The organism is Pseudomonas sp. GW822-FHT03F08 (assembly GCF_058801265.1).
Genome location: NZ_JBXANC010000003.1, coordinates 713,229 through 738,334, shown reverse-complemented (window position 1 = coordinate 738,334; position 25,106 = coordinate 713,229). Strand labels below are relative to the sequence as shown.

Genomic DNA, 25,106 nt, shown 5'->3' with positions numbered 1-25,106 from the left:
CTCGAAGGCGATCCCGACCAGCCGCTGATCACCGGTTGCCTGTACCACGGCGCCAACCTGCCGCCGTACAAACTGCCGGATTTCAAGACCCTGGCCACGGTCAAGAGCAAGGAATACAAGGGCAGCCGCGCCAACGAACTGCGCATCGACGACACCACCAGCGAAATCAGCATCGCGCTGCGCAGTGACCATGGCGCGAGTGCGATCAACCTTGGTTACCTGACCCATCCGCGTCCAAGCGGTGGCCAGCCACGCGGCGAAGGTTTCGAGTTAAGAACCGACCGCCACGGCGCGGTGCGTGCCGGTGCCGGCCTGCTGATCACCACCGAGCCGCGCCCGAACGAATCCAAGCACCACAAGGACCTGCCGGAAACCGCCGAACGCCTGGCCACCGCCAGCGATCAGCAGGACGGTTTCGCCACGCAGGCCAAAGAGCTGCAAGCCCAGGAAGCGGGCGACCAGGACGACGTGGCCAAGGCCTTGCACGCGCAGCACCAAGGCGTGCTCGGCTCGGGTCCCGCGAACCTCACCGCCAACGAATTCCCCGAGTTCACCGAGCCGCATCTGGTGCTCGCCAGTCCGGCCGGTATCGCCCTGACCACACCGCGCTCCAGCCACATCGCCACCGGCGAACACCTGGCGCTGAGCAGCACCGGCCACACCAGTTTTTCCATCGGTAAACGCTTGCTGGCGAGTGCCAGCCGTGGCATGCGCTTGTTCGTGCAGAGCATGGGTTGGCGTCTGGTGGCGGCGTCCGGCGACATCGACGTCAAGGCGCTCAAGGACAGCATCAACCTGCTGGCCAAACTCAACATCACCGCCAACGCCGACCGCATCACCATCACCGCCAAGACCGAACTGGTGATCCAGGGCGGCGGCAGCGCCACGACCTACAACGCCGGCGGCATCACCCACGCCACCAGCGGCCCGTACACCGCGCATGCGGCGAACTTCGCCTACACCGGGGCGAAATCCTTGGCGGGCGTGTTCCCGGAACCGCCGAAACCGGGCAAGGGCAATCTCGAATTATTCAACCAGTACGCCGGGCGTCAGGGCATCAAGGAGGGTGATTACGAAGTCATCGACGCCCTCGGCAAGAGCATCAAGGGCAAGCTCGACGGCAAGGGCTTTGCCAGTGTTGCCGGCGCCGCACCGGGGCCAGCGCGGGTGCTGTTCGGCAAGGACCCGGCGGACACCTGGAGCGAGGGCAGCTACATCGGCAAGCCGGAATGGCCGTTGAATCCGCCGGGCGCGGAAGATGTGCCGAGTCAGGTGCAGGCGATGGTCGCGCAGGCGCTGCCGAGCAAGAACTGGGATCTGTTGGAGAAGGGCAAGGAATTGGCACAGACAGGGATGGGCGCGGTGCAGACCGCACAAGGCGCGATGCAAACGGCGCAGCAGGTGAAAGGCGCCGTGCAGGGCGGAGCGGCGGGGCTGCCGAAACTGGCGAGTGCGGCGATGCCGAGTGCTTCCGGGCTGCTCGGGGCGGCGAGCAAGGCGGGCAAGTTGCCGAGTCTGCCGGCGCCGACGCTTCCAAAACCTTCCTTGAAAACCCCGGGCCTGCTGGCGGGTGAGATGCTGTCATGACCACTGAAAATGCTGTAGTAAAACGGGAACCTCAGGTTGCCATTGTTCCCCTGAATGCCATCGATATTCAGGATGTCGCCAGCGGTGCGGCTACCTTTGATGCCTGGCTTCAATCCGCCACTGATGGCGTGGTCACTCTTGATCGAATCAAGAATTACGCGGGCTTCTTGCCGGTGGTGGGCAACATCATGGCGCTGGTCGATGCGCTGGGGGACATCGTCACGCTGTCGAACGCCAAGCAGCGCGACTTGCTCGCGTGGGCCAGCCTTGGCATCAACCTGATCGGCGTATTGCCTTTACCACCGTCGATGGCAGCGGCGCGCATGACCCTGCGCCCGACCCTGTTTCTGGTGCGTCAGGAGATGAGGGCCAGCAGCAAGTTGTTGCTCAGCACTTCCGTGATCGAGGTGCTGGTCGGTCACCTGAACGCCTCGATTATCGGCACGCTCGATGACTTTGTTGAACAGGCCAAAGGCAAGTTACCCGGTATTTTGGCGGACGCTGGCAAGCTGGGTGAAGACGTTATCAACGAGATTGCCAAAGGCATCGAAGCGGTGGCGTTTGGCAATCTGGATGCCAAAGGTGATCTGAATGCAGCCAGCGCCCAGGCAAGCGCTGCGGCCGACCAATTCAAGAATGATCCGCTGGCGTCTTTCAGCAATGTTTTTGGGGCTGCCAACAGTGCGCTGAAGTCAGCAGGCAAAGGCCTGGCCAACAGCGTGGCGCAAAACCTCGTCCCTGATGACTTCAAAAAAACCGTTTCCGACGAAACCAAAAAACTGCGGGCGATGGGCCCGGAACTACGCACCCAATTGAGCAAGCTGGACGATGAGTCCGTTCAGAACTCCATCGGCTGGTTGCTGCTGATTCTTTCCAGCGCCGTGACGTTGTGGCGCAAGCGCAATGCCCATGGCCAGAACGCCGCCGTCCACCCGGAGAAAACCGGTCAGGCGAAGCGTATGGCACCTGACGGGCAGTTGGCTTCCAATGGCCAACAGGCTCCAGCGAAAAGCGCGCCCAATCCAGAGAAAGGCCCCTGTGAATGCGCCACGCCATTCAGCATCAATTTCGCCTTGGGTTCGGAAAGCCTCAGACATACCGATTTCAGCTTGCCCGGCCCATTCCCGATCGAATGGACACGCACTTACAACTCTCGCCTCGACGCCTACGATCAGAGCGAACTCGGCGCCCGCTGGATCAACGAATTCACCACGCGTTTCGACTGCGTGGACGATGGCCTGACGTTCTACGGCGCCGATGGCCGCGACCACAGCTATCCGTTGCCCAAAGTCGGCCTGTTCCACTACGACGCCATCGAAAACATCACCCTCGTTCGTGCCAGCGAAGATCAGCTATTGCTGTGCCGTGGTTTCGAGCGCAAGGAAACCTACGTCCGCCGTGGCCTGCGTTTTGTGCTGACCAACATTTCGCTGCGCAACGGCGCCGGGATCATGCTGCATTACGAGCATCGGCATGGCGAACAGTCGGTGCTCTCGGATCTGATCACCTATCAGGAAAACGACACCAGCAAGGTCCACCTTCACCTCGGCACAATGATCGACGATCACGGGCGGTTTATCGGTCTCTGGCAAATCGTTGACGGCGAACCGCAGCGACAGCTCTGCGCCTACCAGTACGACGCCTATGGCGACCTGATTCAAGCGCAGGACGAGAACGGCGCAGTCTGGTCGTATCAGTTCCAGCATCACCTGATCACCCGTTACACCGACCGCACCGGGCGTGGCATGAACCTGCAGTGGGACGGCCCCGGCGCCAAGGCCAAAGCCATCCGCGAATGGGCGGACGACGGCAGCTTCGACACGCGCCTGGAGTGGGACGAAAACATTCGTCTGACCTACGTCACCGATGCGCTCGGCAACGAGACCTGGCACTACTACGACATCCTTGGCTACACCTACCGCATCCGTTATGCGGATGAGCGTTCGGAATGGTTCTTCCGCGACGAGGCCAAGAACATCGTGCGCCGCGTGAATGCCGATGGCAGCACGGATCGCTACAGCTACGATGAACGCAGCAACCTGCTCGAACACATCCGCGCCGATCACACGGTGATGCATTACGCCTACGACGATCAGGACTTGCTGATCAAGATCAGCGACGCCGAGGGTGGTCAGTGGCAACGCGCTTATGACGACCAAGGCAACCTGGTCGAAGCGCTCGATCCGCTGGGCAACAAAACCGAATACGCCTACAACAAATCCGGTCAGCCCACCGCGATCAAGGACGCCAACGGCAACGAAAAGACGTTGGACTACAACGACGCCGGGCAACTGGTCGAGTACGTCGACTGCTCAGGCAAGACCAGCGCCTGGGAATACAACGAACTGGGGCAGATGATCTGCTTCACTGACGCCGCCGGTAACGCCACCGAATACGAATACAAGGCTGGCCAACTGGTGCTGATCAAGCACCCGGATAAAACCGAAGAACGCTTTGATCGTGACGCAGAGGGCCGGCTGTTGACGCATGTCGACGGTCTCGATCGCTGCACCACCTGGAGCTATAGCGCGGCCGGTTTGATCGCCGAACGTGTCGATGCCGCCGAGCAAACCCTGCGCTATCGCTGGGACCGTCTCGGCCGGCTAACGGCCCTGGAAAACGAAAACGAACAACGCGCACACTTCCACTACGACCCGGTCGGGCGCCTGCTCGAAGAGAGCGGATTTGACGGGCGTAGCACACGTTATCAGTACGACCCTCTCACCGGTCGCCTTGCCCAATCGATCAATGGCCAACGCGTCATCTCGGTGAGCTTCGACCCGATGGGCCGCTTGACCGAGCGTCGCGCCACCCAGGGCGAGCAGTCGCAAAGCGAAACCTTTGCCTATGACGGTAACGGCAACATGGTGCTGGCCGACAACGCCGACAGCCGCCTGCAATGGTTCCACGACCCGGCCGGCAATCTGCTGCGCGAACACCAACATTACCTCGGACTGGAAAAACCCACCGTCGCGATCTGGCAGCACGAGTACGACGTACTCAACCAGCGTGTCGCCACCGTACGCCCCGACGGCCACCGCGTCAGTTGGCTCACTTACGGCAGCGGCCACCTGCTGGGCATGCGTCTGGATGAGCATGAACTGATCGGTTACGAACGCGACGACCGGCACCGCGAAATCGCCCGCCATCAAGGCAATCACCTGCTGCAAACCCAAAGCTGGGACCCGGCCGGACGCTTGCAGGAGCAACTGCTGGGGCGCAGCGATGACAAAAGCATCCTGCTCAAGCGCGAATACAAATACGACGCTGCCGGCCAACTGACCGACATCAATGACAGCCGTCGCGGCCCGCTCGCCTATCGTTACGATCCCGTCGGCCGACTGCTCAGCGCCGTGACGCGTCAAAGCGTTGAAACGTTCGCCTTCGACCCGGCCGGTAACCTGCTGGATGACAAGACTGCCGAAATCCGCCGTCCACTGGATCTGACGCCGCCGCGCAGCAAACTGGTCGACAACCTGCTGCGCGAATACGCCGGCACCCACTACGACTACGACGAACGCGGTAATCAGATCCAGCGCTGGCACAACGGTCAACGCAGTGATCTGAGTTGGGACCTGTTTGATCGACTGGTGCATTTCGAAGATCCGCGCCTGAGCGTGGATTTCGCCTACGACGCACTGGGACGCCGCCTGCACAAAAACTCCCGCGCGCACTACAAACAGCGTCCGGAAGCCGGTTCCCTCTGGAATAGAAGCGAGCACGCCCGCAAACAGCGTGAACTGGGCTGCGGTTTTACGCTTTACGGATGGGACGGCGACAACCTCGCGTGGGAAAGCAGTCTGGCGCAGGGCGATGGCGAGCCGGGTCGCACGGTGCACTACGTCTTCGAGCCGGGGACTTTTGTACCTGTTGCACAGGCTGTACGGCATGCGCCGATCAAACTGATGGGGCTGCCGGATTACAGTGGTGAATACAGCCTCGATGAAGACCCGGTGTGGAATCACAAGGCAACGGCGTTAGCGTTCGATGCGTTGGCCTGGTATCAGTGTGATCACCTCGGTACGCCGCAGGAACTGACAGATTCCCAAGGCAACCTGGCTTGGACCGCGCAGTACAAGGCGTGGGGGCAGGTGACGGAACAGCGCTCTGAGTGGGCGCGGCAGCATGGTGTGATGAACCCGATACGGTTTCAGGGGCAGTATCACGATCATGAGACGGGGCTGCATTACAACAGGTATCGGTACTACGACCCGGTAGTCGGGCGGTTCATCAGTAAGGATCCGATTGGATACTCAGGAGGCATCAATCTATTTTCTTATGCTCCTAACCCGGTAAATTGGGTAGACCCATTTGGCTTAACCTCTGAGTGTAGTTGTGGAATTGGTGGGCACTTCGTTGGGAGCGAGCGACCAAGAAGTGATGGTGCTACTCCAAATTCGATTTATACAAAAACCGACAAAACAGGCCAGGTTGCTGTTCAAAACACTGTTTACAATGAACGGGGTGAAGCAATGGGGCAGGTCGACTTCAAGAACCATGGTAGTGGTGCGGTTTCAGGGCATGGCCATTTAATCGAACCGCCAGGCAACCTTGCAGCGGGTCACGGCCCTAATGCTGTCCATCTTGAACCAGGTAAGGTTCCCGAAGGGTGGGCGAAGTTACCCGACGGCATACAACCTTCGACGCCTATAGGTAAATGAGAATGTCAGAGTCTGCAGAAAAAATAAGTGAGATATTGCAAGCTTTTCATGGTTTCGAAGATGGGCTGCTATTGTCGTTTGAGTTTAATTATATGCCTGGCGAGCGACTCGCGGCACAGATTTTACTTCATGCCAGAGATCATCGGGTTGAAGGGAATGTTTGGAAAAAGGTTAAAGTCGTTGTCCGTGGTGTTGAAGAGCTGAGTGCGAAAGTTGGCGGGCATCAGTTTAATTCAATTTGCTCGGGGGTTCGGTTATTGAAATTTGACGACTATTGGTGTGTCGATATTGATGGGAATTACGCCTTGGATGCTGACCCAGCATCGATTAATGAAATTCGCCAAGATGGGGATCTATATGTTATTGGGCGTGATATAGAGGTTTATGAGCTTGAGGGTTAGGCGACTCTCGAGAAAGTAGTTGTAGTCAAGTGAATTTAATGGAGTATTAGGCAGGCTTTTTCGCAGATGCTTAATGGAAAGGAATTATGGGTTGATTGAGTGCCCCTTGGGTTTCGGGTACTCATATAACTTCAGATCTGAGCGGGCTATCAGTTCTCTAGCCTAAGGAGTGACAACATGAAGGACGTAATCCGCCTCGGTGACTCGACCACACACGGTGGCAAGGTGCTCGAAGCCTTTTCCCATACCGATCTCAATGGTAAACCGATTGCCGGACAATAAAGGGGGCGGATTTATTTTTTGCAATGAGTTATGAATGCAAGCTGGTGTTCGACGACACCACTTCAGCCAGCAAAGTAATGAAGAAAGTAGAGGGCAGCGGCGCATGCGTTCGCGTGCAACAGCCTGGTGACTTCTACCTGAAAGATCAGTCGCTCAACAGCAGCGCTGATTATGACGCTCGATTGATGTATGAAAGTGAAAGCGTTCTGTGGCTTCAGGTCAATTTCAAGTCATTGAGCCTTTACCAAACCATGCTCTCGGCGTTGGGCGGCAGCGACTATAGATGTCTTGAGGATGGTGATGACGATAAAAAGGTGCCGCTCAAGGAAGCATTTCGCATCAAGGGTAATGTTTGAAGAGCGGTTGAAGGTCTGCATCGTGCGTCCGTGCAAATAGACAGGCCATGGTCAAAGGAGTGACAACATGAAAGACGCCATTCGCTTGGGCGACTCCATCACTCACGGTGGCAAGGTCCTCGAAGCCTTTTCCCATATCGATCTCAACGGCAAACCGATTGCCAGAGTCGGTCACAAAGTCAGTTGCCCGCTGTACAAGGGGATTTTCCCGATTGTTGAGGGCAGCAGCACCTACACCGTGGACGGCACACCCATCGCGCTGGACGGTATGAAAACAGCCTGCGGGGCGGCGCCGATTGCCAGGGGCCCGAAAGGCTCCGTAATCAGCGGAGTCACTGAATTTCAGTTACTTCAGTCTATCTTGGTCGATATCTAGTGTGGGCAGCAGGCTAGCCCTGGGGTTCAAAAAGCAAAAAGATCGCAGCCCACAGCAACCCTACATCAGGATTAATTTTCCCCTGTAGACGCTGTCGCAGCCTGCGATCTTTTGCTTTTACTTCGCGGAGAACTTCAACACCACGTTCTGGGTGTAGGCCTGACCGGGATCCAGTCGGGTGCTCGGAAAGTTCGGCTGATTCGGCGAATCCGGATAGTGCTGAGTCTCCAGGGTGAACGCGCCCCAGTGCGGATAGACCTTGCCGCCCTTGCCCTTGACCGTGCCGTCGAGGAAGTTGCTGGTGTAGAACTGCACGCCCGGTTCATTGGTGAACAGCTGCAAGTGGCGACCGGATTGCGGGTCGCTGACTTCGGCGGCGAGTTTGCTTGCGTCCCCTTTGGTGTCCAGCGCCCAGTTGAAGTCGAAGCCGCCGTGTTTCGGTTCGGCGAATTTCAACTGCGGGTGATCGACCTTGATGTGCTGGCCGATGGCGGTCGGTTTGGTGAAGTCCATCGGTGTGCCGGCCACAGGGGCCAGTTCGCCGGTCGGGATCAGTTTGGCGGTGACCGGGGTGTAATGGCTGGCGTGCAGGGTGGCGACTTGCTTGAGGATGTCGCCATTGCCGGCGCCGGCGAGGTTGAAGTAACTGTGGTTGGTCAGGTTGAGCACCGTCGGTTTGTCGGTGCTGGCCTTGTAGTCGATGCGCAGTTCGTTGGTGTCGGTGAGGCGGTAGGTCACTTCGGTGGTGAGGTTGCCGGGGAAACCCATTTCGCCATCCGCCGACAGATACGTCAGGGTCACGCCGACCGAATCCTGGTCCTTGGTTTCCTTCGCCTTCCAGACTTTTTTGTCGAAGCCCTGAGTGCCGCCGTGCAAGGCATTGGTTTTGTCGTTCTGCGGCACCTGGTAGCGTTTGCCATCGAGCTCGAACGCGCCATCGGCCAGACGATTGCCGAAGCGGCCGATGGTCGCGCCGAAGTACGCGGTGCCTTTCTGGTAACCCTGCACATCGTCGAAGCCGAGGACGATGTCGTCGAGCTTGCCGTGTTTATCCGGCACCAGCAGCGCCTGCAAGGTTGCGCCGTAGGTGATGACCGTGGCTTGCATGCCGTGGCTGTTGCGCAGGATGTATTGCTCGACGGGCGTGCCGTCATTGGTTTTGCCGAAGGCTTTGTGTTCGCTGGACAGGCCAGCGGCCTGGGCGGAGAGGGTGGCGATCATCAGGGACAGTCCGAGGCCGCAGAGTTGATGTCGGGATTGAAGCATGGTTGACCTTCCATTTTGTTGTTGTTTTGAAAATCGCTAAATAGTCATGCTAATTATCGTGTGAATGAAAATTTATAGCGGATTAAACGTTTATTGCAAAAATAAAGTCGGACTAAATTGAGTGGGTGTCCTGCGCCGAAGGTCGGGAAATCTCTGCGGCACTGCACTTTTGCGAAATCCCCGGCTCTATCCATGGCCAGGTTGCGGTGACTCCCGCCGCACAGGAATGTGTCCTTCAAAGAATTCATGCCGAGAGTTTTTCGCCCAATCGCTGCATTCATTCATCGCCCGTGCCTGTTGCTGGCCTGCCTGTCGACGCTGTTGCTCGGCGGTTGCAGCCATCAGGACGGCAACAATTTCATCAACCAGATGCGCGAGGGCAGACCTCAGGAATTTCTCCAGACCAGCGTCGACCGCATGGCCACGCTGGCGATGCGTGACAACCTCGACAGCCTTTATCGTTTGATGGGCAAGTTGTACCTGCGCAACCCGGACGAGCTGCGCAAATCCGGCTTCCTCGACATTCGCACCGCGGTCAAGCAGGTGCGGTTGGCCATCGAACAGCAACAACCGCTGCCGACGCTGGGCGGTAAAAAAGATCTGGCAGCGCTGAGTTATGCGATGAGCCCGGAGTTTCTCGGTGACCGGGTCGGCGCGTTCATCTATGCGATCGGCAGCATGCTGGTCACCGCCCACGGCAACCGCACCGAGTTCTACATGACCGACGAGATCAACCCGACCTTCGTCAACAACGCTGCGCGCAACATTGAGAAAGCCACGTGGATCCTCGCCCAGCGGCAGAACAAGGAGGGTCAGCCATTGCTGTTTTCCAACGAGATTTCGGAGGAGGGCAGCAATCTGAGTTTCGCCACGGAGTTCGGCAAAGTCGTGGCGCGTCTGGACTTGCTGACCCAGATGCTCGACGAGCGCTACCGGCGCATCGGTTTGAATTACGCCCAGAGCCTGCTGTTTTTGAATTTTTTGCCAGTGCAGTAAAAGAGTCGGACCGACTCTCTTTTATTGGTTGGGGAGACGGCAGACGACACTCGCGATTTTTTGATCGTAGAATTTCAGGTTGATGAAAACATGCCCTGGGTAGTCGATGATTTGATAGGCGAAATACTGCGGGTTCAGGCCATGGCTTGGAAACTCTTCAAAATCGCAGTGCGCCAAGGCAATCAGGTCGAGAATTTTTTCGCGTGCCTCAGGTGTCGCACTTTCGTCGATGCCCAGAAAGAGAGGGTGAACTGCAAGCACCGAGTCAATTTTCTGTTCCTCTTTCGTGTGATGGTGATAGACACCCTTGGCAATTTTTTCGAGTGCCTGTTCGATCACCTCGAAATTAACTGGCCCGGTCGGATGCTGGATGTACTGTTTTGGCGCGACTTTTTCTATGCCGAAACGACCAATGATCTGACTGTCCTTCTTAACGTGGCGAATAATCCCTCGCACAGTCCGCTGGAGTACCTCCGGGTGTACGTCAGCTGAGGTCCCGACCAGCATTTGCATGAGTTGCTCATCAATGTGAGATTGATCAGGGTTGTGTTCGGCGCAGGAAGGCACAGTGATCAGATCTGCCAACCCTGCATCTTCGCCTTTGGGGAACAGGCAGCGTGGGGGGACATGCTCCCGTCCTTCACTCGGTTTGTCACAGCAATAACACGTCTCTTCAGTGGTGCTCGCTTGCATTTCTTCTTCCTTGGAATGTTTCAGTGGATGACAGCCTTCACATACTGAATGGTGTGCCTGTTGCTAGTGGCTTAATGATGGCTTTGCCGAGCATGTCACAGGACTTTCTCTACAAACCACTATCCGAAAGTATCAGGACGATCCATCGTCCATCGGTTGCCTGATCTGTTGCCGTTGCCCATGAAAAGTTGATGAATGAAAAAGAATAACGATAGATCCGATCGATATAGGGCGTTATAAGAAAACTGGTTATGCTGCGGGCCGGATTTTCCTGTGGTTCGTCTGGACGTCTTAATGGAATTGGCAAATTTCGGCCTGGTGATTGCCGGGCTGGTCGTGGGGTTCATCGTCGGCATGACCGGTGTCGGCGGCGGTTCGTTGATGACGCCGATCCTGCTGTGGTTCGGCATCAATCCGGCCACGGCGGTGGGCACGGATCTGCTGTACGCCGCCATCACCAAATCCAGCGGCGTGCTGGTGCACAGGAAGAACAAGAACATCGACTGGGCCATCACCGGCTGGCTGACCCTGGGCAGTGTCCCGGCGGTGGCGATGACCTTGTGGTTCCTCAGCACCCTGCACACCGCGCCGGACGCGATGAACGCCATCATCAAGCAAGCGCTGGGCTTCGTGCTGTTCGCCACGGCGCTGGCGATTCTGTTCAAGAAACGCCTGCTGGAGTTCGCCCACAAACGTGCCGGCGGCAACTACAACCCGAGCGGTGCGCGCCTGAATGTCATGACCGTGATCACCGGTCTGATCCTCGGCACCATGGTCGCCCTGACTTCCATCGGCGCCGGCGCCCTCGGCACCGTCGCACTGTTCATCCTCTATCCGCTGCTGCCGACCCGCCGTCTGGTCGGCACCGAAATCGCCCACGCCGTACCGCTGACCCTGGTCGCGGGCCTCGGCCACGCGAGCATGGGCAATATGGATTGGGGTGTGCTGGGCTTTCTGCTGGTGGGGTCGCTGCCGGGCATCTGGCTCGGCAGCCACCTGACCGGTCGCGTCTCCGATGAACTGCTGCGCCCGTGCCTGGCGACGATGCTGGTGCTGATCGGCTACAAACTGGCGTTCTGATCGGCAGGCAAGCCATGAGCGAAACCACATTCCATTGCAATGGCCGCCTCGCCATCACGGTCGAGCCCCGGGAAATGCGCATGAGCCACTGGCTTTACGCGCCACTGGTCGTCGATCAGCAGCGCCAACAGACGCTGCTGGACTTGAGCGACAGCCAGTGGGATCTGATCTCCAGTGAAGAAACCGCCGAGGGCATCGACCTGTTGCTGCGCAAGTATCCGGGCGACAGACCAGCGGTGAACCTGAGCGTCAACCTCGCTGACGGATCGCTGCGGCTTGAAGGCCGGTTTGTCGATCCGTCCGGGCTGGAAGCGGCGCTGAGCCAAGCGATCACTGGCTGATAGAACGTTTCATCACCGTCACCGGCAAGCTGTCATACTCCATCTCTTCCACCACCTCCCAACCCAGTCGCGCATACAGCGACTGCGCCGCATCGGTGTACAGGTACAACTGCGGCAGGCCCAGCGCAGCGGCTTCCTCGACGATGCGGTTGACCAGCTGCGAAGCGATGCCACGTCCGCGTTGTTCGGCCTTCACGTAGACCCCGGCCAGCCACGGCGTCAGTTGCGGACGGGCGTCCATGTCACTGTCGATCAGCAGCGCACCGCCGAGCAACCGGCCGTCTTCGAGCGCCACCACCACGCTGGGAATCGCGCCTTTGCCGCAGGCGGCGCGCATGCGTTCGGTGCGGGCGGCGAGGGTGTCTTCGGGGTTGTACTGGCCCCATTCCTTGAAGTTGAGCTCTGCCAGTTCTTCAATCAGTTCGGGGTGATCGCACAGGTAGTCGATGTGCATGGGGCTTGAACTCCGTTTCATCAGCAGAACAACCACCCTAATGCGGTCATGAAAGGTAATCAAATGCGCGACATGATCGAGCGCATCCGGTTGCGCAAAATCGTTGCTGACCTACGCTTTGAACAAGGCGAAACATATTTGCCGGGTAACCCCGGAACAATCGCCACGATGCGCAATCATTAGAGCGTGGATATCAAAAGGAGATGCGCATGCTCATCAGGTCACTGACCCTGACACTCTTGCTGGCGATTGCCGGCCCCCTGTTCGCCGGCGACAACGATTCCCCGCTGGACGTCGACAAAGGCAACTACCGTCCCTTGATCGTGATCGCCAGCAGCACGGTCGACCCCGTCTGGGTCGGCCTGAAAAAGTCGCTGGAAGATCCGGCCAACAAGCAAGGCATCGCCGACCGCAAGCTCAAGGTCTACACCATCCTCAACATGTTCGGCCAACTCGACGGCAAGGACCTCGGCCAGCAGGACACCATGGGGCTGTTGCGCTCGTTGAAGCTGGGTGCCGGGGCTTATCCGAAAATTTTTCTGGTGGGCAAGGACGGCGAGACCAAGCTTGCCGTTTCGGGTGATGAGGCCAAGTCAGTCGATTTGAAAAAAGTCTTCGACACCATCGATGCACTGCCAGCCGCCGAGAAAGAGCTTGCCGCGCCGCCTCCACCACCGGTGGCTGCTGAAGCGGCACCGACCAAAGGGACGAAGGGCGGCAAACCGGCGAAACCCGCGAAGCCGGCCAAACCTGCGGAAATGCCGGATGACTGATGGCGTGATCGTGGAATGAGCTGAAACAAAAATGGGCGACCTTCTCAGGTCGCCCATTTTTTATGGCGTGATTACCGGGTCAACTCACCCAGAATCTTGTGCGCAATCTTCACCCGCTCTCCATTCGGATAATTACGGTTCGCCAGAATCACGATCCCGACTTTCTTCGACGGCACGAACGCGACATACGCACCGAAGCCACCGGTGGCGCCGGTCTTGTTGAGCAGCACGTTCGCCGGTTCCGGCTGTGGCGGGTTGAGCCATTTGACCTTGTGCGCTTCCATCGCCATCGGCGTGGAGTTGCCGTCCAGCAGGCGCTCGAGGCTGATCGGGTAGGCGTAGCGTTCCCAGCCCAGGCCCTGGGTCATGTCGCCGACGGTGTAGTAGCCGGTGTGGGTGAGGGCGATGGCTTTTTGCAGCGGTGTTTCGAGTTTGGCGGTGTCGAGGTTGGCTTCGACGAATTGCAGCAGGTCCGCAGCGCTGGTTTTCACGCCGTAGGCTTCGGAATCCAGTGCGCCGGGGCTGACTCGCACCGGTTGGTTGTTCTTGTCATAGCCCTGGGCGTAGAGCTTCTCTTCAGACGCGGGCACCGACAGGAAGGTGTGCTTGAGCCCGAGTTTCGGCAGCAGGGTTTCGGTCATGATCTGATCGAACGGCTGGCCGAGGCTTTTTGCGGCCAGATAACCGAACAGGCCGATGCTCGGGTTGGAATACAGGCGATGGCTGCCAGCAGGATACGTCGGTTTCCACTGTTGGTAATAGCCGAGCATCTTGTCGGAAGAGTCCGCGGCGTCCGGGAATTGCAGTGGCAGGCCACCGGCGCTGTAGGTGCCCAGTTGCAGCAGGCTGATACGGTCGAACGCGCTGCCTTTCAGCTCGGGCCAGTGCTGGCTGGCCTTGTCGGAAAACGCCAGTTTGCCGCTGGCCTGGGCGTAGGCGCCGAGGGTCGCGGTGAAGGTTTTGCTTACAGAACCGATTTCGAACAGGGTGTTTTCACTCACCGCTTGCCCGGTGCTTTTGTCGGCAACACCGTAGTTAAAGTAATGCGCCTTGCCATCGACGGTCACGGCTACAGCCAGACCCGCGATGTCCTGTTGCTGCATGACCGGTGTCACGGTGGCCTTGACCAGCGCCTGCAACTGATCGTCGGTTTGTGGGGCGGCCAGGCAGGTGGCGGCGCTGAAGAAAAGTCCGAAAGCGCACAGGGGCTTGAGTTTGTTCAGGTTGATCGAAAACATGCTTGAACCACTCTCCATGAGTGTTGATGGTGTTATCCCGCTACACTGCGAGCGTTTTCCGTCGGGCCGGCTGATCGGCGCCGCCAAATCTAGGCAGTCCGGTGTCTTTCGACAAACGATGAAAACTCGGATGAGCCATTAGAAAAATTTGGGACTTGGCATGATTCGACCTCAATTGCCCTTGAATGCATTACGTGCCTTTGAAGCTTCTGCACGTCATTTGAGCTTCACTCGCGCTGCCGTTGAGCTGTGCGTGACTCAAGCCGCGGTCAGCCATCAGGTCAAAAGCCTGGAGGCGCAACTCGGCGTGATCCTGTTCAAACGCCTGCCCCGTGGGCTGATGCTGACCGGCGAGGGCGAAACTTTGCTGCCGGTGCTGACCACGTCGTTCGATCATATCGCGCAGATGCTCGAGCGTCTGGCAGGCGGGCAATATCGGGAAATGCTGACGGTCGGCGCGGTGGGCACTTTCGCCGTGGGCTGGTTGTTGCCGAGGCTGGCGGACTTCCAGGCGAAACATCCGCTCATAGATTTGCGACTGTCGACCAACAACAATCGGGTGGACGTCGCCGCTGAAGGGCTGGATTACGCGATCCGGTTTGGCGCCGGGGCCTGGCACGGTATTGAGGCGACCCGTTTGCTGGAGGCACCGTTGTCGGTGCTTTGCGTGCCGGAAATCGTCCGGCAACTGCACTCGCCGGGGGATCTTCTGCAGCAGCGTTTGCTGCGTTCCTATCGCACCGATGAGTGGCCGGAATGGTTTCATGCGGCCGGTCTGGCGACCCATGCCGCGCCGCCCCAGAGCATCGTGTTCGACTCGTCGCTGGCGATGATGGAAGCGGCGTTGCAGGGTGGCGGAGTGGCGTTGGCGCCGCCGTTGATGTTTGCCCGGCAACTGGCGGCGGACCTGATCCGCCAACCCTTTGCCATCGAAATCACCACCGGCAGCTATTGGCTGACGCGGTTGCAGTCACGGCCGGAGACGTCGGCGATGGCAGCGTTCAGGCACTGGTTGCTGGAGGCAGCGCAGGCCTAGCGCACCAGGCACGGCTTTTTGTTATCGAACGTCCACCCCGGAATCAGAAACTGCATCGCCACGCTGTCATCCCGCGCACCCAGCCCCATGCCTTTATAGAGTTCGTGGGCCTTGGCCACCTGATCCATGTCCAGTTCCACGCCCAGCCCCGGCTTCTTCGGCACCTGCACGCAGCCGTCGACGATTTGCAGCGGCGCCTTGGTCAGGCGCTGGCCGTCCTGCCAGATCCAGTGGGTGTCGATGGCGGTGATGTCGCCCGGCGCGGCGGCCGCGACGTGGGTGAACATCGCCAGGGAAATGTCGAAATGGTTGTTGGAGTGCGAGCCCCAGGTCAGGCCCCATTCATGACACATCTGCGCCACCCGCACCGAACCCTGCATGGTCCAGAAATGCGGGTCGGCCAGCGGGATATCGACTGACTGCAACTGAATCGCGTGACCCATTTCGCGCCAGTCGGTGGCGATCATGTTGGTGGCGGTTTTCAGCCCGGTGGCGCGGCGAAATTCAGACATCACTTCACGGCCCGAATAACCGTTTTCCGCACCGCACGGATCTTCGGCATAGGCCAGCACATGATGCTGGTCACGGCACAAACGGATGGCTTCTTTCAATGACCACGCGCCGTTCGGATCAAGAGTGATGCGTGCGTCGGGGAAGCGTTCGGCCAGTGCGGTCACCGCTTCGATTTCGGCGTCGCCGCTGAGCACGCCACCCTTGAGCTTGAAGTCCTTGAAGCCGTAACGCGCATGGGCCGCCTCCGCCAGACGCACCACCGCGTCGGCAGTCATGGCTTTCTCGTGACGCACGCGGAACCAGTCGTTGTCGGCGTCCGGTTCGCTGCGGTAGGCGAGGTCGGTTTCCCGGCGATCCCCCACGTAGAACAGGTAGCCAAGCATCTTCACTTCATCACGCTGCTGGCCTTCGCCGAGCAATGCCGCCACCGGCACGTCGAGGTGCTGGCCGAGCAGGTCGAGCAGGGCGGCTTCCAGCCCGGTGACCGCGTGAATGGTGATACGCAGGTCGAAGGTTTGCAGGCCGCGGCCGCCGGCATCGCGGTCGGCGAAGGTCTGGCGCACCTGGTTGAGGATCTTCTGATAAGTACCGATCGGGCTGCCGACCACCAGGCTGCGGGCGTCTTCGAGGGTCTGGCGAATGCGTTCGCCGCCGGGCACTTCACCGACGCCGGTGTGGCCGGCGTTGTCCTTGAGGATGACGATGTTGCGGGTGAAAAACGGCCCGTGGGCGCCGCTCAGGTTGAGCAGCATGCCGTCGTGGCCGGCCACCGGGATGACTTGCATCTCGGTGATGATCGGGGCTTTGGCGATGTCGTGTGCGGTCATTTGGCGTTGTCCTTTCAAGCGTGTTTCGGCGCGGCATCGGCCACGGCGACGTCAGGTGCGGATTTGGGTGTCATGCGGGCGGCGAACACGATGATCGCGGCGATGATCGAGGTCGCGGCCAGGCCATAGAGGCCGCCCTGGATCGAACCGGTGTGTTGTTCCAGCAGGCCGAAAGTGGTCGGGGCGACGAAGCCGCCGAGGTTGCCCACCGAGTTGATCAGCGCGATCACGGCAGCGGCGATCCGCGCATCGAGATAGGCCTGCGGGATCGGCCAGAACAGCGACGACGCGGATTTGAAACCCAGCGCTGCAAAGCAGATCGCGACGAAAGCGAAGATCGGCCCGCCGGTGGTGGACATGAACATCCCCGCGGCGGCGATCAACAGCGCCGTGGCCACCCACGCCTGCTGGTGTTTCCACTTTGCCGAGAACGAGGCGAATGCATACATGCCGATGATCGACAGCAGCCACGGAATCGAGTTGAACAGGCCGACCTGGAAGTCGCTCATCTCGCCCATCTTCTTGATGATGCTCGGCAGCCAGAACGTTGCTGCGTAGATCGTCAGTTGAATGAAGAAGTAGATCAGGCAGAACAGGATGATCTGGCGATCCTTGAGCAACTTGCCCAGCGACGGCTTGATCGGGGTCGCGGCTTCGCGGGCCTTCTGTTCATCGTCGATGGCTTTGACCAGTGCGTCCTGTTCGGCGCGGGTCAGCCACTTGGCATCGTGGGGTTTGGCGTCGAGCCAGAACCAGACGAATACGCACAGGCCGACCGAGAACATGCCTTCAATGAAATACATCCATTGCCAGCCGTGCAGGCCGAGTCCTTCGATCTGCAACAGCAGGCCGGACAACGGGCCGGAAATCAGCGAGGCGACGGCCGAACCGCTGAGGAAAATCGCAATCGCCTTGCCGCGCTCGGCCCCCGGTAACCAACGAGTGAAGTAGTAGATCACCCCGGGAAAGAACCCGGCCTCGGCCACGCCGAGCAGAAATCGCAGGATGTAGAAGTGGGTTTCGTTCTGGATGAACGCCATGCCGGCGGCCACCAGACCCCAGGTGAACATGATGCGGGTCAGCCAGATTCGCGCGCCGACCTTTTGCAGCAGCATGTTTGAGGGGACTTCGAACAGCGCGTAACCGATGAAGAACAGGCCCGCACCGAAGCCATAGGCAGCGGCGCCGATACCGAGGTCATGTTCCATGTGAGTGCGGACGAAGCCGATGTTCACCCGGTCAATGTAATTGACGATGAACATGATCACGAACAGCGGCAGGACGTGGCGTTTGACTTTGGCAATGGCGGAGGACAGCACCGAATCGGCGCCCTCGTTCATCCCGGCAATGGATGATTTCACTTGGTTTTCTCCCACTCGTTATTTTTATGCGGGGTGTGGCTGGATGCTGCGTTGTTGATAGACATCATACAACTAGATTTTTTTGTCCTACAAGCGGGAGTGCTCAATCAAATTTGTCTACGGGGAGCGTTTTTTATGCTTTTTCAGATTTTATGTGCCGTATTTGTTGGGGCGTAGAGAGATTTCATCAGGCGTGATACAGAGTTCTGTGCCAGTGATCGTTGGCTGATTGCCCGGCGAAATGGAAGTTTCTCTAACTAAAATCGATTGTTGTCATACAAGTTGAGGTCCGGAAATCATAGGAGCTCATACAAGTCATCCCCCGCAGTGCTACGATCGGTGTGCCCCGATCACCGGAACCGACCATGCAAGAAGACCTCGACGCTCCCGCCCGTAAACGCGCGCACAACCTGGCCCATGACCTGGTGGAAAAACTCACCCAGAGCATCCTGCTCGGCCAGATGTTGCCCGGTGACAAGTTGCCTTCGGAAAACTCGATCGTTCAGGAACACGGCGTCAGCCGCACCGTGGTGCGCGAGGCGATTTCCAAGTTGCAGGCGTCGGGGCTGGTGGAGACGCGGCACGGTATCGGCACGTTCGTGATCGAGCGCGCACCGGAGCAGGGGCTGCGGCTGAATGTCGACACCGCGCTGGGGGTGCGCAGCATTCTCGAATTGCGCATGGGACTGGAGACGCAAGCAGCGGCACTGGCCGCGCAGCGCCGCACCGAACAGCAACTGGTGCAGATGCGTCAGGCGCTGGACGACTATCAGCGTCTACTGGCCAACAACGACAGTTGCGTCGAGGCCGACCGGCGCTTTCACCTGCTGATTGCCGAAGCCACCGGCAACGTCTGCTTCACCGAGATCATGCAGCACCTGGGCAGTGCGATGATTCCGCGTACCCGGGTCAATGCGGCCGAGCGCGGGGCGGTGGATTTGAGCAAGCTCGGGCAACTGGCGAATCTTGAGCATGAGGCGATCCTCAACGCGATCAAGCGTCAGGATCCGGACGCGGCGCGTGCTGCAATGTGGCTGCACCTGACCAACAGTCGCGCCCGGTTTTCGGCGGGCGGCGCATAACGGTGTCGCAACTCAAGTCTCAATGGCCCGCACCGCCGCAGGCCGCTCCAGATTCAACGCCAGCACGCTGATCAACACCACCGCCGATCCCACCAGCACCAACAGCGTCGGTCGCTCACCCAATCCCACCGAGGCAATACCCATCGCGGTCGGCGGAATCAGATACAGCGTCATCGTCGCCCGGCTCAGATCGACATGCTTGAGCACGAACGCCCACGCCAGATAGGCGAGGGCGCTGGGAAACACACCCAGACCGAGCACCGCCCATTGCACCCGCAACGGTGCACGGGCCACGCTGTCGGCCAGCCCCGGCAAGTAGATCAACAGCAACAGCGTGCCGGACCACACCGTGTAGCAAACCAGCGTGAGCCCGTCGTAGCGCCGGGCGTGGTGTTTTTGCAGGGCGAAGTAAACGCTCCACGACACCGCCGCCAGCAGGATCAGCAAACCGTGGGCGTCGATGCTGCCGAGGCCGCGATCGCCGCTGACCACAATCACCACGCCGACGAATCCCAGCAACACACAACCCCAACGCCAGACGCTGACCCGATCCTTGAACAGAAACCGCGCCAGCAGCGTGCTGAACAGCGGCGTCGATTGCGCCAGCACACTCGACGCGCCGGCGCTGACGCTTTGCTGGCCGATGTTCAGCACGACGTGATGCAGGCTGACGGCAAAAAAACCCAGGGCCAGTAACAGCGGCAAATCCTGCAGGCGCGGCAGGTGAATACCCTTGAAACCCGCAATCACCGCCATGAACAACGACGCCAGCAGAAACCGCAGCAACGCCAGATGACCGGGCTCGTAGGCTTGCAGGCCAATGTGGATGCCGGTTGGCGAATAGGCCCAGCAGTCGACGACGAAGGCCATGGCCAACAGGATTTTCAAAGGTGAAGTGGAAGGCATGAGCGAGGCACCAAGAGGGTTGATGCGTCGAGTATCCGGGCGGCCAATTATTCGCCACAACTGACTTATACTGCGTCAACCATTCACTATGAGTGACGAGTTATGGAGCTGGCGCAGATCCGCATGTTCAAGACCGTGGCCGAGGTCGGCAGCATCGCCAAAGCGGCTGAAAAGCTGTTTTGCGTGCCGTCGAATATCACGGCGCGGATCAAATCCCTGGAAGCGGAGCTGGGTGTGGCGTTGTTTCTGCGCGAAGGGCGCGGGCTGCGGATCAGTCCTGCCGGGCAGACCTTTCTCGCTTATGCAGAGAAGATTCTGGCGCTGACAGCCGAGGCCAAGCGCGCGGTCGATCCTGCCGCCGAGCCGTCCGGGCCGCTGCGCATCGGCGCCATCGAATCCTCGGCGACCGGGCGTTTGCCGCGCTTGCTGGCGAAATTTCACAAGCGCTATCCGAACGTAGCGCTGGAGTTGACCACCGGCACCTGGGGGCAACTGCTCGACGATACCGCCAACCATCGTCTGGACGGCGCCATCGTCGCGGTGGATGTCGAACGCTCCCAGCTCAAACGCACCCCGATGTATCGCGAAGAATTGCTGCTGATCGCGTCGACCTCATTCGGGCCGGTGCGCGACCTCGATGATTTGCAGGACAAGACCGTGTTCATGTGGCCGCAAGGCTGTCCGTATCGCGCCGCGCTGGAGCACTGGCTGTTGCGTCAGGGCCTGGCGTTGCCGATTGTCAGCCTGGCCAGTTACGGGGCGATTGTCGGTTGCGTGAGTGCCGGCGCTGGCGTGGCGCTGGTGCCCAAGGGTGTGTTCGAGCAATACGCCAAAGGCGCAGGGTGTGCGGGTTACGAATTCCCGGAACTGACGGCCATCGACAACTTGTTCTACTGGCATGAAAACGCCGGGGTGCACCCGGCGCGTGAGGCGTTTGTGGCGATGTTGCGCGAGGAGTTTGTCTGAGCTGGATCAGGCTCCGGTCACGTCGCGCATCAACAAGCCGAAGCGCAAATCCACGGCATCCGGAATCGGCAGGTACACCGTGTGCCCATCCCCCGGCGCCACGTCGATGGCGTCGCCCTTGAGGCTCTGCAATTCATGCAGATCAAAATGGAAGTTGCCCTTGGGTGTCATCAGTTCCAGATGATCGCCCAGCGCAAAGCGGTTCTTCACTTTCACCTCGGCTAACCGATCCCGGCGTTCGCCGGTCAGTTCACCTACAAACTGCTGACGTTCCGACACCGAGCTGCCGTTCTGGTAGTTCTGATATTCGTCATGCACGTGACGGCGCAGGAAACCTTCGGTGTAGCCGCGCTGGGCGAGGGATTCCAGGTCGGTCATCAGGCTGCGGTCGAATTCGCGGCCGGCGACTGCATCGTCGATGGCGCGGCGATAGACCTGGGTTGTACGCGCGCAGTAGAAGTGCGATTTGGTCCGGCCTTCGATCTTCAGCGAGTGCACGCCCATGCGGGTCAGGCGCTCGACGTGCTGCACGGCGCGCAGGTCCTTGGCGTTCATGATGTAGGTGCCGTGCTCGTCTTCGAATGCCAGCATCAGTTCGCCGGGGCGATTGGCTTCCTGCAACAGGAACACCTGATCGGTGGGGGCGCCGAGGCCGAGGGTCGGTTGCGGTTCGAAGGTCTGCACGATCTCGCCGAGCTGGTTTTCGCTGGCTTCCTGCGCCGAATATTTCCAGCGGCAGGCGTTGGTGCAGGTGCCCTGATTGGCGTCACGCTTGTTCATGTAGCCCGAGAGCAGGCAGCGGCCGGAGTAGGCCATGCACAGCGCGCCGTGAACGAACACTTCCAGTTCCATGCCCGGCACCTGTTCGCGGATTTCGCCGATTTCTTCCAGTGACAATTCCCGGGACAGGATGATCCGGCTCAGCCCCTGTTGCTGCCAGAACTCGACACTCGCCCAGTTCACCGTGTTGGCCTGCACCGACAAGTGAATCGGCATCTGCGGAAAGTGCCGGCGCACCAGCATGATCAGGCCGGGGTCGGACATGATCAGAGCGTCCGGCGCCATCTCGATCACTGGCGCCAGATCCTTGAGGAAGGTCTTGAGTTTGGCGTTGTGCGGCGCGATGTTGACCACTACGTAAAAACGCTTGCCCTGGGCCTGGGCTTCGCGAATCCCGAGGGCGAGGTTGGCGTGGTCGAACTCGTTGTTGCGCACCCGCAGGCTGTAGCGCGGCTGGCCGGCATAGACCGCATCGGCACCGTAGGCGAAGGCGTAGCGCATGTTTTTCAGGGTGCCGGCGGGGGCGAGCAGTTCCGGGGTGAAGGAGGGCGTCATGGCGGTGTCGGTCGCAAAAGCGCGGGAGGGTAAACGAGGTGCGGCGAGGGTTTGTTGATCTGGGTCTATGTTTTATGAACGGGGAGGGAATAGCGCAGGTCGCTCTGGCACATGATTCGATCAATGCTTTTCATGATGCCCGGGTCTCTCTTCGAATGTCTGGCGATGATGTCCAGTCCGAGTGCAATGCCCTCTTTCCCCTGAAGCGTTGCGGAGGCGAATTGATTCTGAAAGAAATTAATGGCCAGGAAGGGGTTGTAGCATCGGGCTATTAGATCACCCAGGTGCCAACATAGATCAGTTTCAGTGTACTGATGATAGTTTGTAGATATCGTATGCAGAAGCGCTGTTTTCTGGGTGTCTGAAATAATATCCATGTCGGTGTGTATTTTGACTATGAATATATGCATTCCAGGGTTGTTGAACAAATCTTGCGCAGAGAGTAGGTGGATGATGAAATCCAGGCATTCATCCGAAAAGTATTCATGGGCCAGAGTGACGTTCTCATAAATGTCGGCTTGCGCTGCAATGAGCTTGCGTGCTCCTTTACCGGTCGCTGCATGGAGTGCAGTCTTTATTCTCTTCAAAACGTTCATCAGCTTGTAAATAAGAGCATGGCAGGTTTATCAAGTGGCGAGTTGTTGTTATAAAATGCCGATGTTCATGCGGGTGTGAGTGGGTTTGTTAAGATCTTGTTGGAGGTCAGAGGTGTAGTTATTCATCTGTTTTCGGCCATTTTCTATGCTTTATGTTATACACGGCGACATCGTGTACACGTTCGTCAATGTCGTAACATAACCTTGTCAAGGTCTCGTGTGAAGTATTTTGGTTGGCTGCAACGGCAATTCTAACCAAAGCGTCTTCATCGGCAGGCAGTAAATCAAAAACGTCGGTTCCAGATCGTCGTTTTCATGCGCCCCACCATTTTTTCTTCAGTTATGTACTTTCGGCCGGAGAAATAGTTGTAAGCCTCGATGATAGAGTATGAATTCAACCCCGGCCGTCTAGCTGATTGGAAAAAATTAAAGACGCAAAATATACCCGTCTTTCTTGCGGTTTAACTGCGTGTTTACTTTAACTTCTCAAGTGTGTCTCAATCCATTTTGCAAGGTTTGGTCGGTTTATACGCTTCGCCATGTTCACCAGATATTGTGATTCATCTTCACTCAAAGTTAATCCATGCAGCCGAAGCGTCTCAAGACCTTCAATAGCATGTTTCTCTTCTCCTATGTGGTAAACCGCTTGTCGTGCCGGGGTCAGGCCGTTATCTGCGACAGAATAAATACTCGCCCCACTGTCAATCAATCGTTTTGCACGTTCAATCGGGCCGATTTTCAAAAGTGACGAAAGCACTGTAATTCCGTTGTCGTCAGGGGTGTCAATAATGTTTTTGTTTTTATACCAGCTCAACACCCATTCGAATACATGGTCATCACTTTCCGATGAGGTTCGATGAAGAAGATTTCCCCCTCCCAAACAACTTTTTTGTAAGAAATTGACTCCGTTTTCCTCAAGGAAGTCCAGTGTTTCAGTGTTGTCAGCCACATAGAACAATAAGGGTATGTCGTCATACAACTCGCCATTTTTTATATGCGGCAGTAAACGCTCCATCCCGCTCTTATCACCGTGAGCGAACAATTCGCCGGCTTCATACAGATCCACTAACAGTTCATCATCGATCATCGATTGCTACCTACAGGAATGTATGCAACTCCTGGTGGAGTTTCAACGTGTCTATTTGCAAGGCCTTCAGCTTTATCAATGATTGGCTTTGCCTTGATGCCAAGGCATTGGCAACTGCATTCATTATCTGAATAGTCTTTCAATGAGTTCTTGATCCCTCTCTGAAGATCTCGAATTTCCTTGTAATGTCCTCCGGGTACAGTAACCCCATGTTTATGAGTATGACCACCTTTGGCATCTTCGTCTGGATCATATTTACGGAACTCGTTGTGAAGAAGTTCTGATTTTGTCTGTATTTTTGCTAGCTTCGCATAGCAGGCGGCCTTCTTGGGCGTTAGTCCTGACGGATCAACCCACCCTACCGGGTTAGGAGCATATTGATATAGGTTGATGCCACCTACGAATCCAATAGGATCCTTCGAAATAAACCGCCCAACCCCCGGATCATAGTAGCGGTGCCGGTTGTAATGCAGCCCCGTCTCATGATCGTGGTACTGACCCTGGAACCTGATCGGGTTCGTCAGTCCTTGCTGTTGTGCTGACGTCGAGCGCTGTTCGCGTATTTCACCCCACGCTTTGTATTGCGCATTCCACGCGGTATTGCCTTGCTGGTCGGTCAGTTCCTGCGGAGTGCCAAGGTGATCACATTGATACCAGGCCAGCATCTCGAAGGGTAGAGCGGCCGGTTTGTGATTCCACAAAGGGTCGTCATCGAGGCTGTAGCTGTCGCTGTAGTCGGGTTGACCACTCAGGTGAATCGGTTGATGCCGCAGTGCCTGTGCCCCCATCGAGACCTGATCGATCTGGATCTATGCTCCATGAACAAAGATGGCACTCGCGCGGGCGTGGGCTGACTAAGTTGGGCGGGTGCGCGTGGCGCCTGACTGACATGG

General features: G+C 58.2%; 23 protein-coding genes and 1 pseudogene. 13 read left to right on the top strand and 11 right to left on the bottom strand.

Features of this window, described 5'->3' with window-relative positions:
- From AC1RME_RS10540 to AC1RME_RS10515, 6 genes and pseudogenes are all read left to right on the top strand, one after another.
- A partial coding sequence (locus AC1RME_RS10540; RefSeq protein WP_493091133.1) for a DUF2345 domain-containing protein occupies positions 1 to 1,587 on the top strand: 1,587 nt, incomplete at its 5' end.
- Positions 1,584 to 6,248: an RHS repeat-associated core domain-containing protein gene (locus tag AC1RME_RS10535; protein ID WP_493091131.1), complete on the top strand. Its 4,665-nt coding sequence runs from the start codon at positions 1,584 to 1,586 to the stop codon at positions 6,246 to 6,248. The genes AC1RME_RS10540 and AC1RME_RS10535, both read left to right, overlap by 4 nt.
- A gap of 2 nt (positions 6,249 to 6,250) precedes the next feature.
- Positions 6,251 to 6,649, top strand: coding sequence for a hypothetical protein (locus tag AC1RME_RS10530; protein ID WP_176504898.1), 399 nt, complete (start codon positions 6,251 to 6,253; stop codon positions 6,647 to 6,649).
- Between the two features lie 177 nt (positions 6,650 to 6,826).
- Positions 6,827 to 6,925, top strand: a pseudogene (locus tag AC1RME_RS10525) (PAAR domain-containing protein); the annotation flags it as partial.
- 29 nt (positions 6,926 to 6,954) lie between these two features.
- Positions 6,955 to 7,287 (top strand): hypothetical protein, encoded by a 333-nt coding sequence (locus tag AC1RME_RS10520; protein ID WP_192558488.1) that lies wholly within the window; start codon positions 6,955 to 6,957, stop codon positions 7,285 to 7,287.
- A gap of 67 nt (positions 7,288 to 7,354) precedes the next feature.
- The gene (locus AC1RME_RS10515; protein ID WP_493091128.1) at positions 7,355 to 7,663 is read left to right on the top strand and encodes a PAAR domain-containing protein; all 309 of its coding nucleotides are present in this window, start codon (positions 7,355 to 7,357) and stop codon (positions 7,661 to 7,663) included.
- A 117-nt stretch (positions 7,664 to 7,780) separates the two neighbouring features.
- Here AC1RME_RS10515 and AC1RME_RS10510 read toward each other — a convergent pair whose 3' ends face one another.
- Positions 7,781 to 8,929, bottom strand: a complete 1,149-nt coding sequence (locus AC1RME_RS10510) for an aldose epimerase family protein (protein WP_493091126.1) — start codon at positions 8,927 to 8,929, stop codon at positions 7,781 to 7,783.
- 246 nt (positions 8,930 to 9,175) lie between these two features.
- Here AC1RME_RS10510 and AC1RME_RS10505 point away from each other — a divergent pair, with 246 nt between their 5' ends.
- Positions 9,176 to 9,925, top strand: coding sequence for a hypothetical protein (locus AC1RME_RS10505; protein WP_102621755.1), 750 nt, complete (start codon positions 9,176 to 9,178; stop codon positions 9,923 to 9,925).
- A gap of 21 nt (positions 9,926 to 9,946) precedes the next feature.
- Here AC1RME_RS10505 and AC1RME_RS10500 read toward each other — a convergent pair whose 3' ends face one another.
- The gene (locus tag AC1RME_RS10500; RefSeq protein WP_096822365.1) at positions 9,947 to 10,618 is read right to left on the bottom strand and encodes a hypothetical protein; all 672 of its coding nucleotides are present in this window, start codon (positions 10,616 to 10,618) and stop codon (positions 9,947 to 9,949) included.
- A gap of 294 nt (positions 10,619 to 10,912) precedes the next feature.
- Here AC1RME_RS10500 and AC1RME_RS10495 point away from each other — a divergent pair, with 294 nt between their 5' ends.
- Entirely contained in the window at positions 10,913 to 11,698 is a 786-nt protein-coding gene (locus AC1RME_RS10495) for a sulfite exporter TauE/SafE family protein (protein ID WP_011335062.1), read from the top strand.
- A gap of 14 nt (positions 11,699 to 11,712) precedes the next feature.
- The gene (locus tag AC1RME_RS10490) at positions 11,713 to 12,039 is read left to right on the top strand and encodes a hypothetical protein (protein WP_096822364.1); all 327 of its coding nucleotides are present in this window, start codon (positions 11,713 to 11,715) and stop codon (positions 12,037 to 12,039) included.
- On the opposite strand, the gene AC1RME_RS10485 is transcribed toward AC1RME_RS10490, so the two are convergent.
- Positions 12,029 to 12,493 (bottom strand): GNAT family N-acetyltransferase, encoded by a 465-nt coding sequence (locus tag AC1RME_RS10485; RefSeq protein WP_096822363.1) that lies wholly within the window; start codon positions 12,491 to 12,493, stop codon positions 12,029 to 12,031. The two genes, AC1RME_RS10490 and AC1RME_RS10485, sit on opposite strands and share 11 nt — an antisense overlap.
- Positions 12,494 to 12,702: 209 nt before the next feature.
- On the opposite strand from AC1RME_RS10485, the gene AC1RME_RS10480 reads away from it, so the two are divergent.
- On the top strand, positions 12,703 to 13,266 hold the full coding sequence (locus tag AC1RME_RS10480) for a DUF4174 domain-containing protein (RefSeq protein ID WP_096822362.1): 564 nt from the start codon (positions 12,703 to 12,705) through the stop codon (positions 13,264 to 13,266).
- 71 nt (positions 13,267 to 13,337) lie between these two features.
- Here the strand turns inward: AC1RME_RS10480 and ampC are convergent, their stop codons facing one another.
- Positions 13,338 to 14,504, bottom strand: coding sequence for a class C beta-lactamase (ampC, locus tag AC1RME_RS10475; RefSeq protein WP_096822361.1), 1,167 nt, complete (start codon positions 14,502 to 14,504; stop codon positions 13,338 to 13,340).
- A gap of 160 nt (positions 14,505 to 14,664) precedes the next feature.
- Between ampC and AC1RME_RS10470 the strand changes: the two genes are divergently transcribed.
- Positions 14,665 to 15,540: a LysR family transcriptional regulator gene (locus tag AC1RME_RS10470; protein WP_493091122.1), complete on the top strand. Its 876-nt coding sequence runs from the start codon at positions 14,665 to 14,667 to the stop codon at positions 15,538 to 15,540.
- On the opposite strand, the gene gudD is transcribed toward AC1RME_RS10470, so the two are convergent.
- Together gudD and AC1RME_RS10460 are read right to left on the bottom strand one after the other, a co-directional pair.
- Positions 15,537 to 16,880: a glucarate dehydratase gene (gudD, locus tag AC1RME_RS10465; protein WP_493091120.1), complete on the bottom strand. Its 1,344-nt coding sequence runs from the start codon at positions 16,878 to 16,880 to the stop codon at positions 15,537 to 15,539. The genes AC1RME_RS10470 and gudD overlap by 4 nt on opposite strands.
- 14 nt (positions 16,881 to 16,894) lie before the next feature.
- Entirely contained in the window at positions 16,895 to 18,241 is a 1,347-nt protein-coding gene (locus AC1RME_RS10460; protein ID WP_493091118.1) for an MFS transporter, read from the bottom strand.
- Between the two features lie 365 nt (positions 18,242 to 18,606).
- Between AC1RME_RS10460 and AC1RME_RS10455 the strand changes: the two genes are divergently transcribed.
- Positions 18,607 to 19,323 carry a FadR/GntR family transcriptional regulator gene (locus AC1RME_RS10455; protein ID WP_493091116.1) on the top strand — a complete coding sequence of 239 codons (717 nt, stop codon included), beginning with the start codon at positions 18,607 to 18,609 and terminating at the stop codon, positions 19,321 to 19,323.
- A gap of 12 nt (positions 19,324 to 19,335) precedes the next feature.
- Here AC1RME_RS10455 and AC1RME_RS10450 read toward each other — a convergent pair whose 3' ends face one another.
- Positions 19,336 to 20,229: a DMT family transporter gene (locus tag AC1RME_RS10450; RefSeq protein ID WP_493091114.1), complete on the bottom strand. Its 894-nt coding sequence runs from the start codon at positions 20,227 to 20,229 to the stop codon at positions 19,336 to 19,338.
- Positions 20,230 to 20,331: 102 nt separating this feature from the next.
- Between AC1RME_RS10450 and AC1RME_RS10445 the strand changes: the two genes are divergently transcribed.
- Positions 20,332 to 21,195 carry a LysR family transcriptional regulator gene (locus tag AC1RME_RS10445; protein WP_493091112.1) on the top strand — a complete coding sequence of 288 codons (864 nt, stop codon included), beginning with the start codon at positions 20,332 to 20,334 and terminating at the stop codon, positions 21,193 to 21,195.
- A 6-nt stretch (positions 21,196 to 21,201) separates the two neighbouring features.
- Here AC1RME_RS10445 and trhP read toward each other — a convergent pair whose 3' ends face one another.
- The 4 genes from trhP to AC1RME_RS10425 form a co-directional block, all read right to left on the bottom strand.
- Positions 21,202 to 22,530, bottom strand: coding sequence for a prephenate-dependent tRNA uridine(34) hydroxylase TrhP (trhP, locus tag AC1RME_RS10440; RefSeq protein WP_493091110.1), 1,329 nt, complete (start codon positions 22,528 to 22,530; stop codon positions 21,202 to 21,204).
- Between the two features lie 65 nt (positions 22,531 to 22,595).
- On the bottom strand, positions 22,596 to 23,126 hold the full coding sequence (locus AC1RME_RS10435; RefSeq protein ID WP_493091108.1) for a hypothetical protein: 531 nt from the start codon (positions 23,124 to 23,126) through the stop codon (positions 22,596 to 22,598).
- Between the two features lie 478 nt (positions 23,127 to 23,604).
- Positions 23,605 to 24,213, bottom strand: coding sequence for an ankyrin repeat domain-containing protein (locus tag AC1RME_RS10430; RefSeq protein WP_493091106.1), 609 nt, complete (start codon positions 24,211 to 24,213; stop codon positions 23,605 to 23,607).
- Entirely contained in the window at positions 24,210 to 25,001 is a 792-nt protein-coding gene (locus AC1RME_RS10425) for an RHS repeat domain-containing protein (protein ID WP_096822351.1), read from the bottom strand. Before AC1RME_RS10425 ends, AC1RME_RS10430 begins: the two co-directional genes overlap by 4 nt.
- Positions 25,002 to 25,106: the final 105 nt, after the last annotated feature.

Bases quoted from the DNA above. Each gene is read 5' to 3' on its own strand.
- AC1RME_RS10535 (WP_493091131.1), top strand. From the start codon at position 1,584: ATGACCACTGAAAATGCTGTAGTAAAACGGGAACCTCAGGTTGCCATT.
- AC1RME_RS10530 (WP_176504898.1), top strand. From the start codon at position 6,251: ATGTCAGAGTCTGCAGAAAAAATAAGTGAGATATTGCAAGCTTTTCAT.
- AC1RME_RS10520 (WP_192558488.1), top strand. From the start codon at position 6,955: ATGAGTTATGAATGCAAGCTGGTGTTCGACGACACCACTTCAGCCAGC.
- AC1RME_RS10515 (WP_493091128.1), top strand. From the start codon at position 7,355: ATGAAAGACGCCATTCGCTTGGGCGACTCCATCACTCACGGTGGCAAG.
- AC1RME_RS10510 (WP_493091126.1), bottom strand. From the start codon at position 8,929: ATGCTTCAATCCCGACATCAACTCTGCGGCCTCGGACTGTCCCTGATG.
- AC1RME_RS10505 (WP_102621755.1), top strand. From the start codon at position 9,176: ATGCCGAGAGTTTTTCGCCCAATCGCTGCATTCATTCATCGCCCGTGC.
- AC1RME_RS10500 (WP_096822365.1), bottom strand. From the start codon at position 10,618: ATGCAAGCGAGCACCACTGAAGAGACGTGTTATTGCTGTGACAAACCG.
- AC1RME_RS10495 (WP_011335062.1), top strand. From the start codon at position 10,913: ATGGAATTGGCAAATTTCGGCCTGGTGATTGCCGGGCTGGTCGTGGGG.
- AC1RME_RS10490 (WP_096822364.1), top strand. From the start codon at position 11,713: ATGAGCGAAACCACATTCCATTGCAATGGCCGCCTCGCCATCACGGTC.
- AC1RME_RS10485 (WP_096822363.1), bottom strand. From the start codon at position 12,493: ATGCACATCGACTACCTGTGCGATCACCCCGAACTGATTGAAGAACTG.
- AC1RME_RS10480 (WP_096822362.1), top strand. From the start codon at position 12,703: ATGCTCATCAGGTCACTGACCCTGACACTCTTGCTGGCGATTGCCGGC.
- ampC (WP_096822361.1), bottom strand. From the start codon at position 14,504: ATGTTTTCGATCAACCTGAACAAACTCAAGCCCCTGTGCGCTTTCGGA.
- AC1RME_RS10470 (WP_493091122.1), top strand. From the start codon at position 14,665: ATGATTCGACCTCAATTGCCCTTGAATGCATTACGTGCCTTTGAAGCT.
- gudD (WP_493091120.1), bottom strand. From the start codon at position 16,880: ATGACCGCACACGACATCGCCAAAGCCCCGATCATCACCGAGATGCAA.
- AC1RME_RS10455 (WP_493091116.1), top strand. From the start codon at position 18,607: ATGCAAGAAGACCTCGACGCTCCCGCCCGTAAACGCGCGCACAACCTG.
- AC1RME_RS10450 (WP_493091114.1), bottom strand. From the start codon at position 20,229: ATGCCTTCCACTTCACCTTTGAAAATCCTGTTGGCCATGGCCTTCGTC.
- AC1RME_RS10445 (WP_493091112.1), top strand. From the start codon at position 20,332: ATGGAGCTGGCGCAGATCCGCATGTTCAAGACCGTGGCCGAGGTCGGC.
- trhP (WP_493091110.1), bottom strand. From the start codon at position 22,530: ATGACGCCCTCCTTCACCCCGGAACTGCTCGCCCCCGCCGGCACCCTG.
- AC1RME_RS10435 (WP_493091108.1), bottom strand. From the start codon at position 23,126: ATGAACGTTTTGAAGAGAATAAAGACTGCACTCCATGCAGCGACCGGT.
- AC1RME_RS10430 (WP_493091106.1), bottom strand. From the start codon at position 24,213: ATGATCGATGATGAACTGTTAGTGGATCTGTATGAAGCCGGCGAATTG.
- AC1RME_RS10425 (WP_096822351.1), bottom strand. From the start codon at position 25,001: ATGGGGGCACAGGCACTGCGGCATCAACCGATTCACCTGAGTGGTCAA.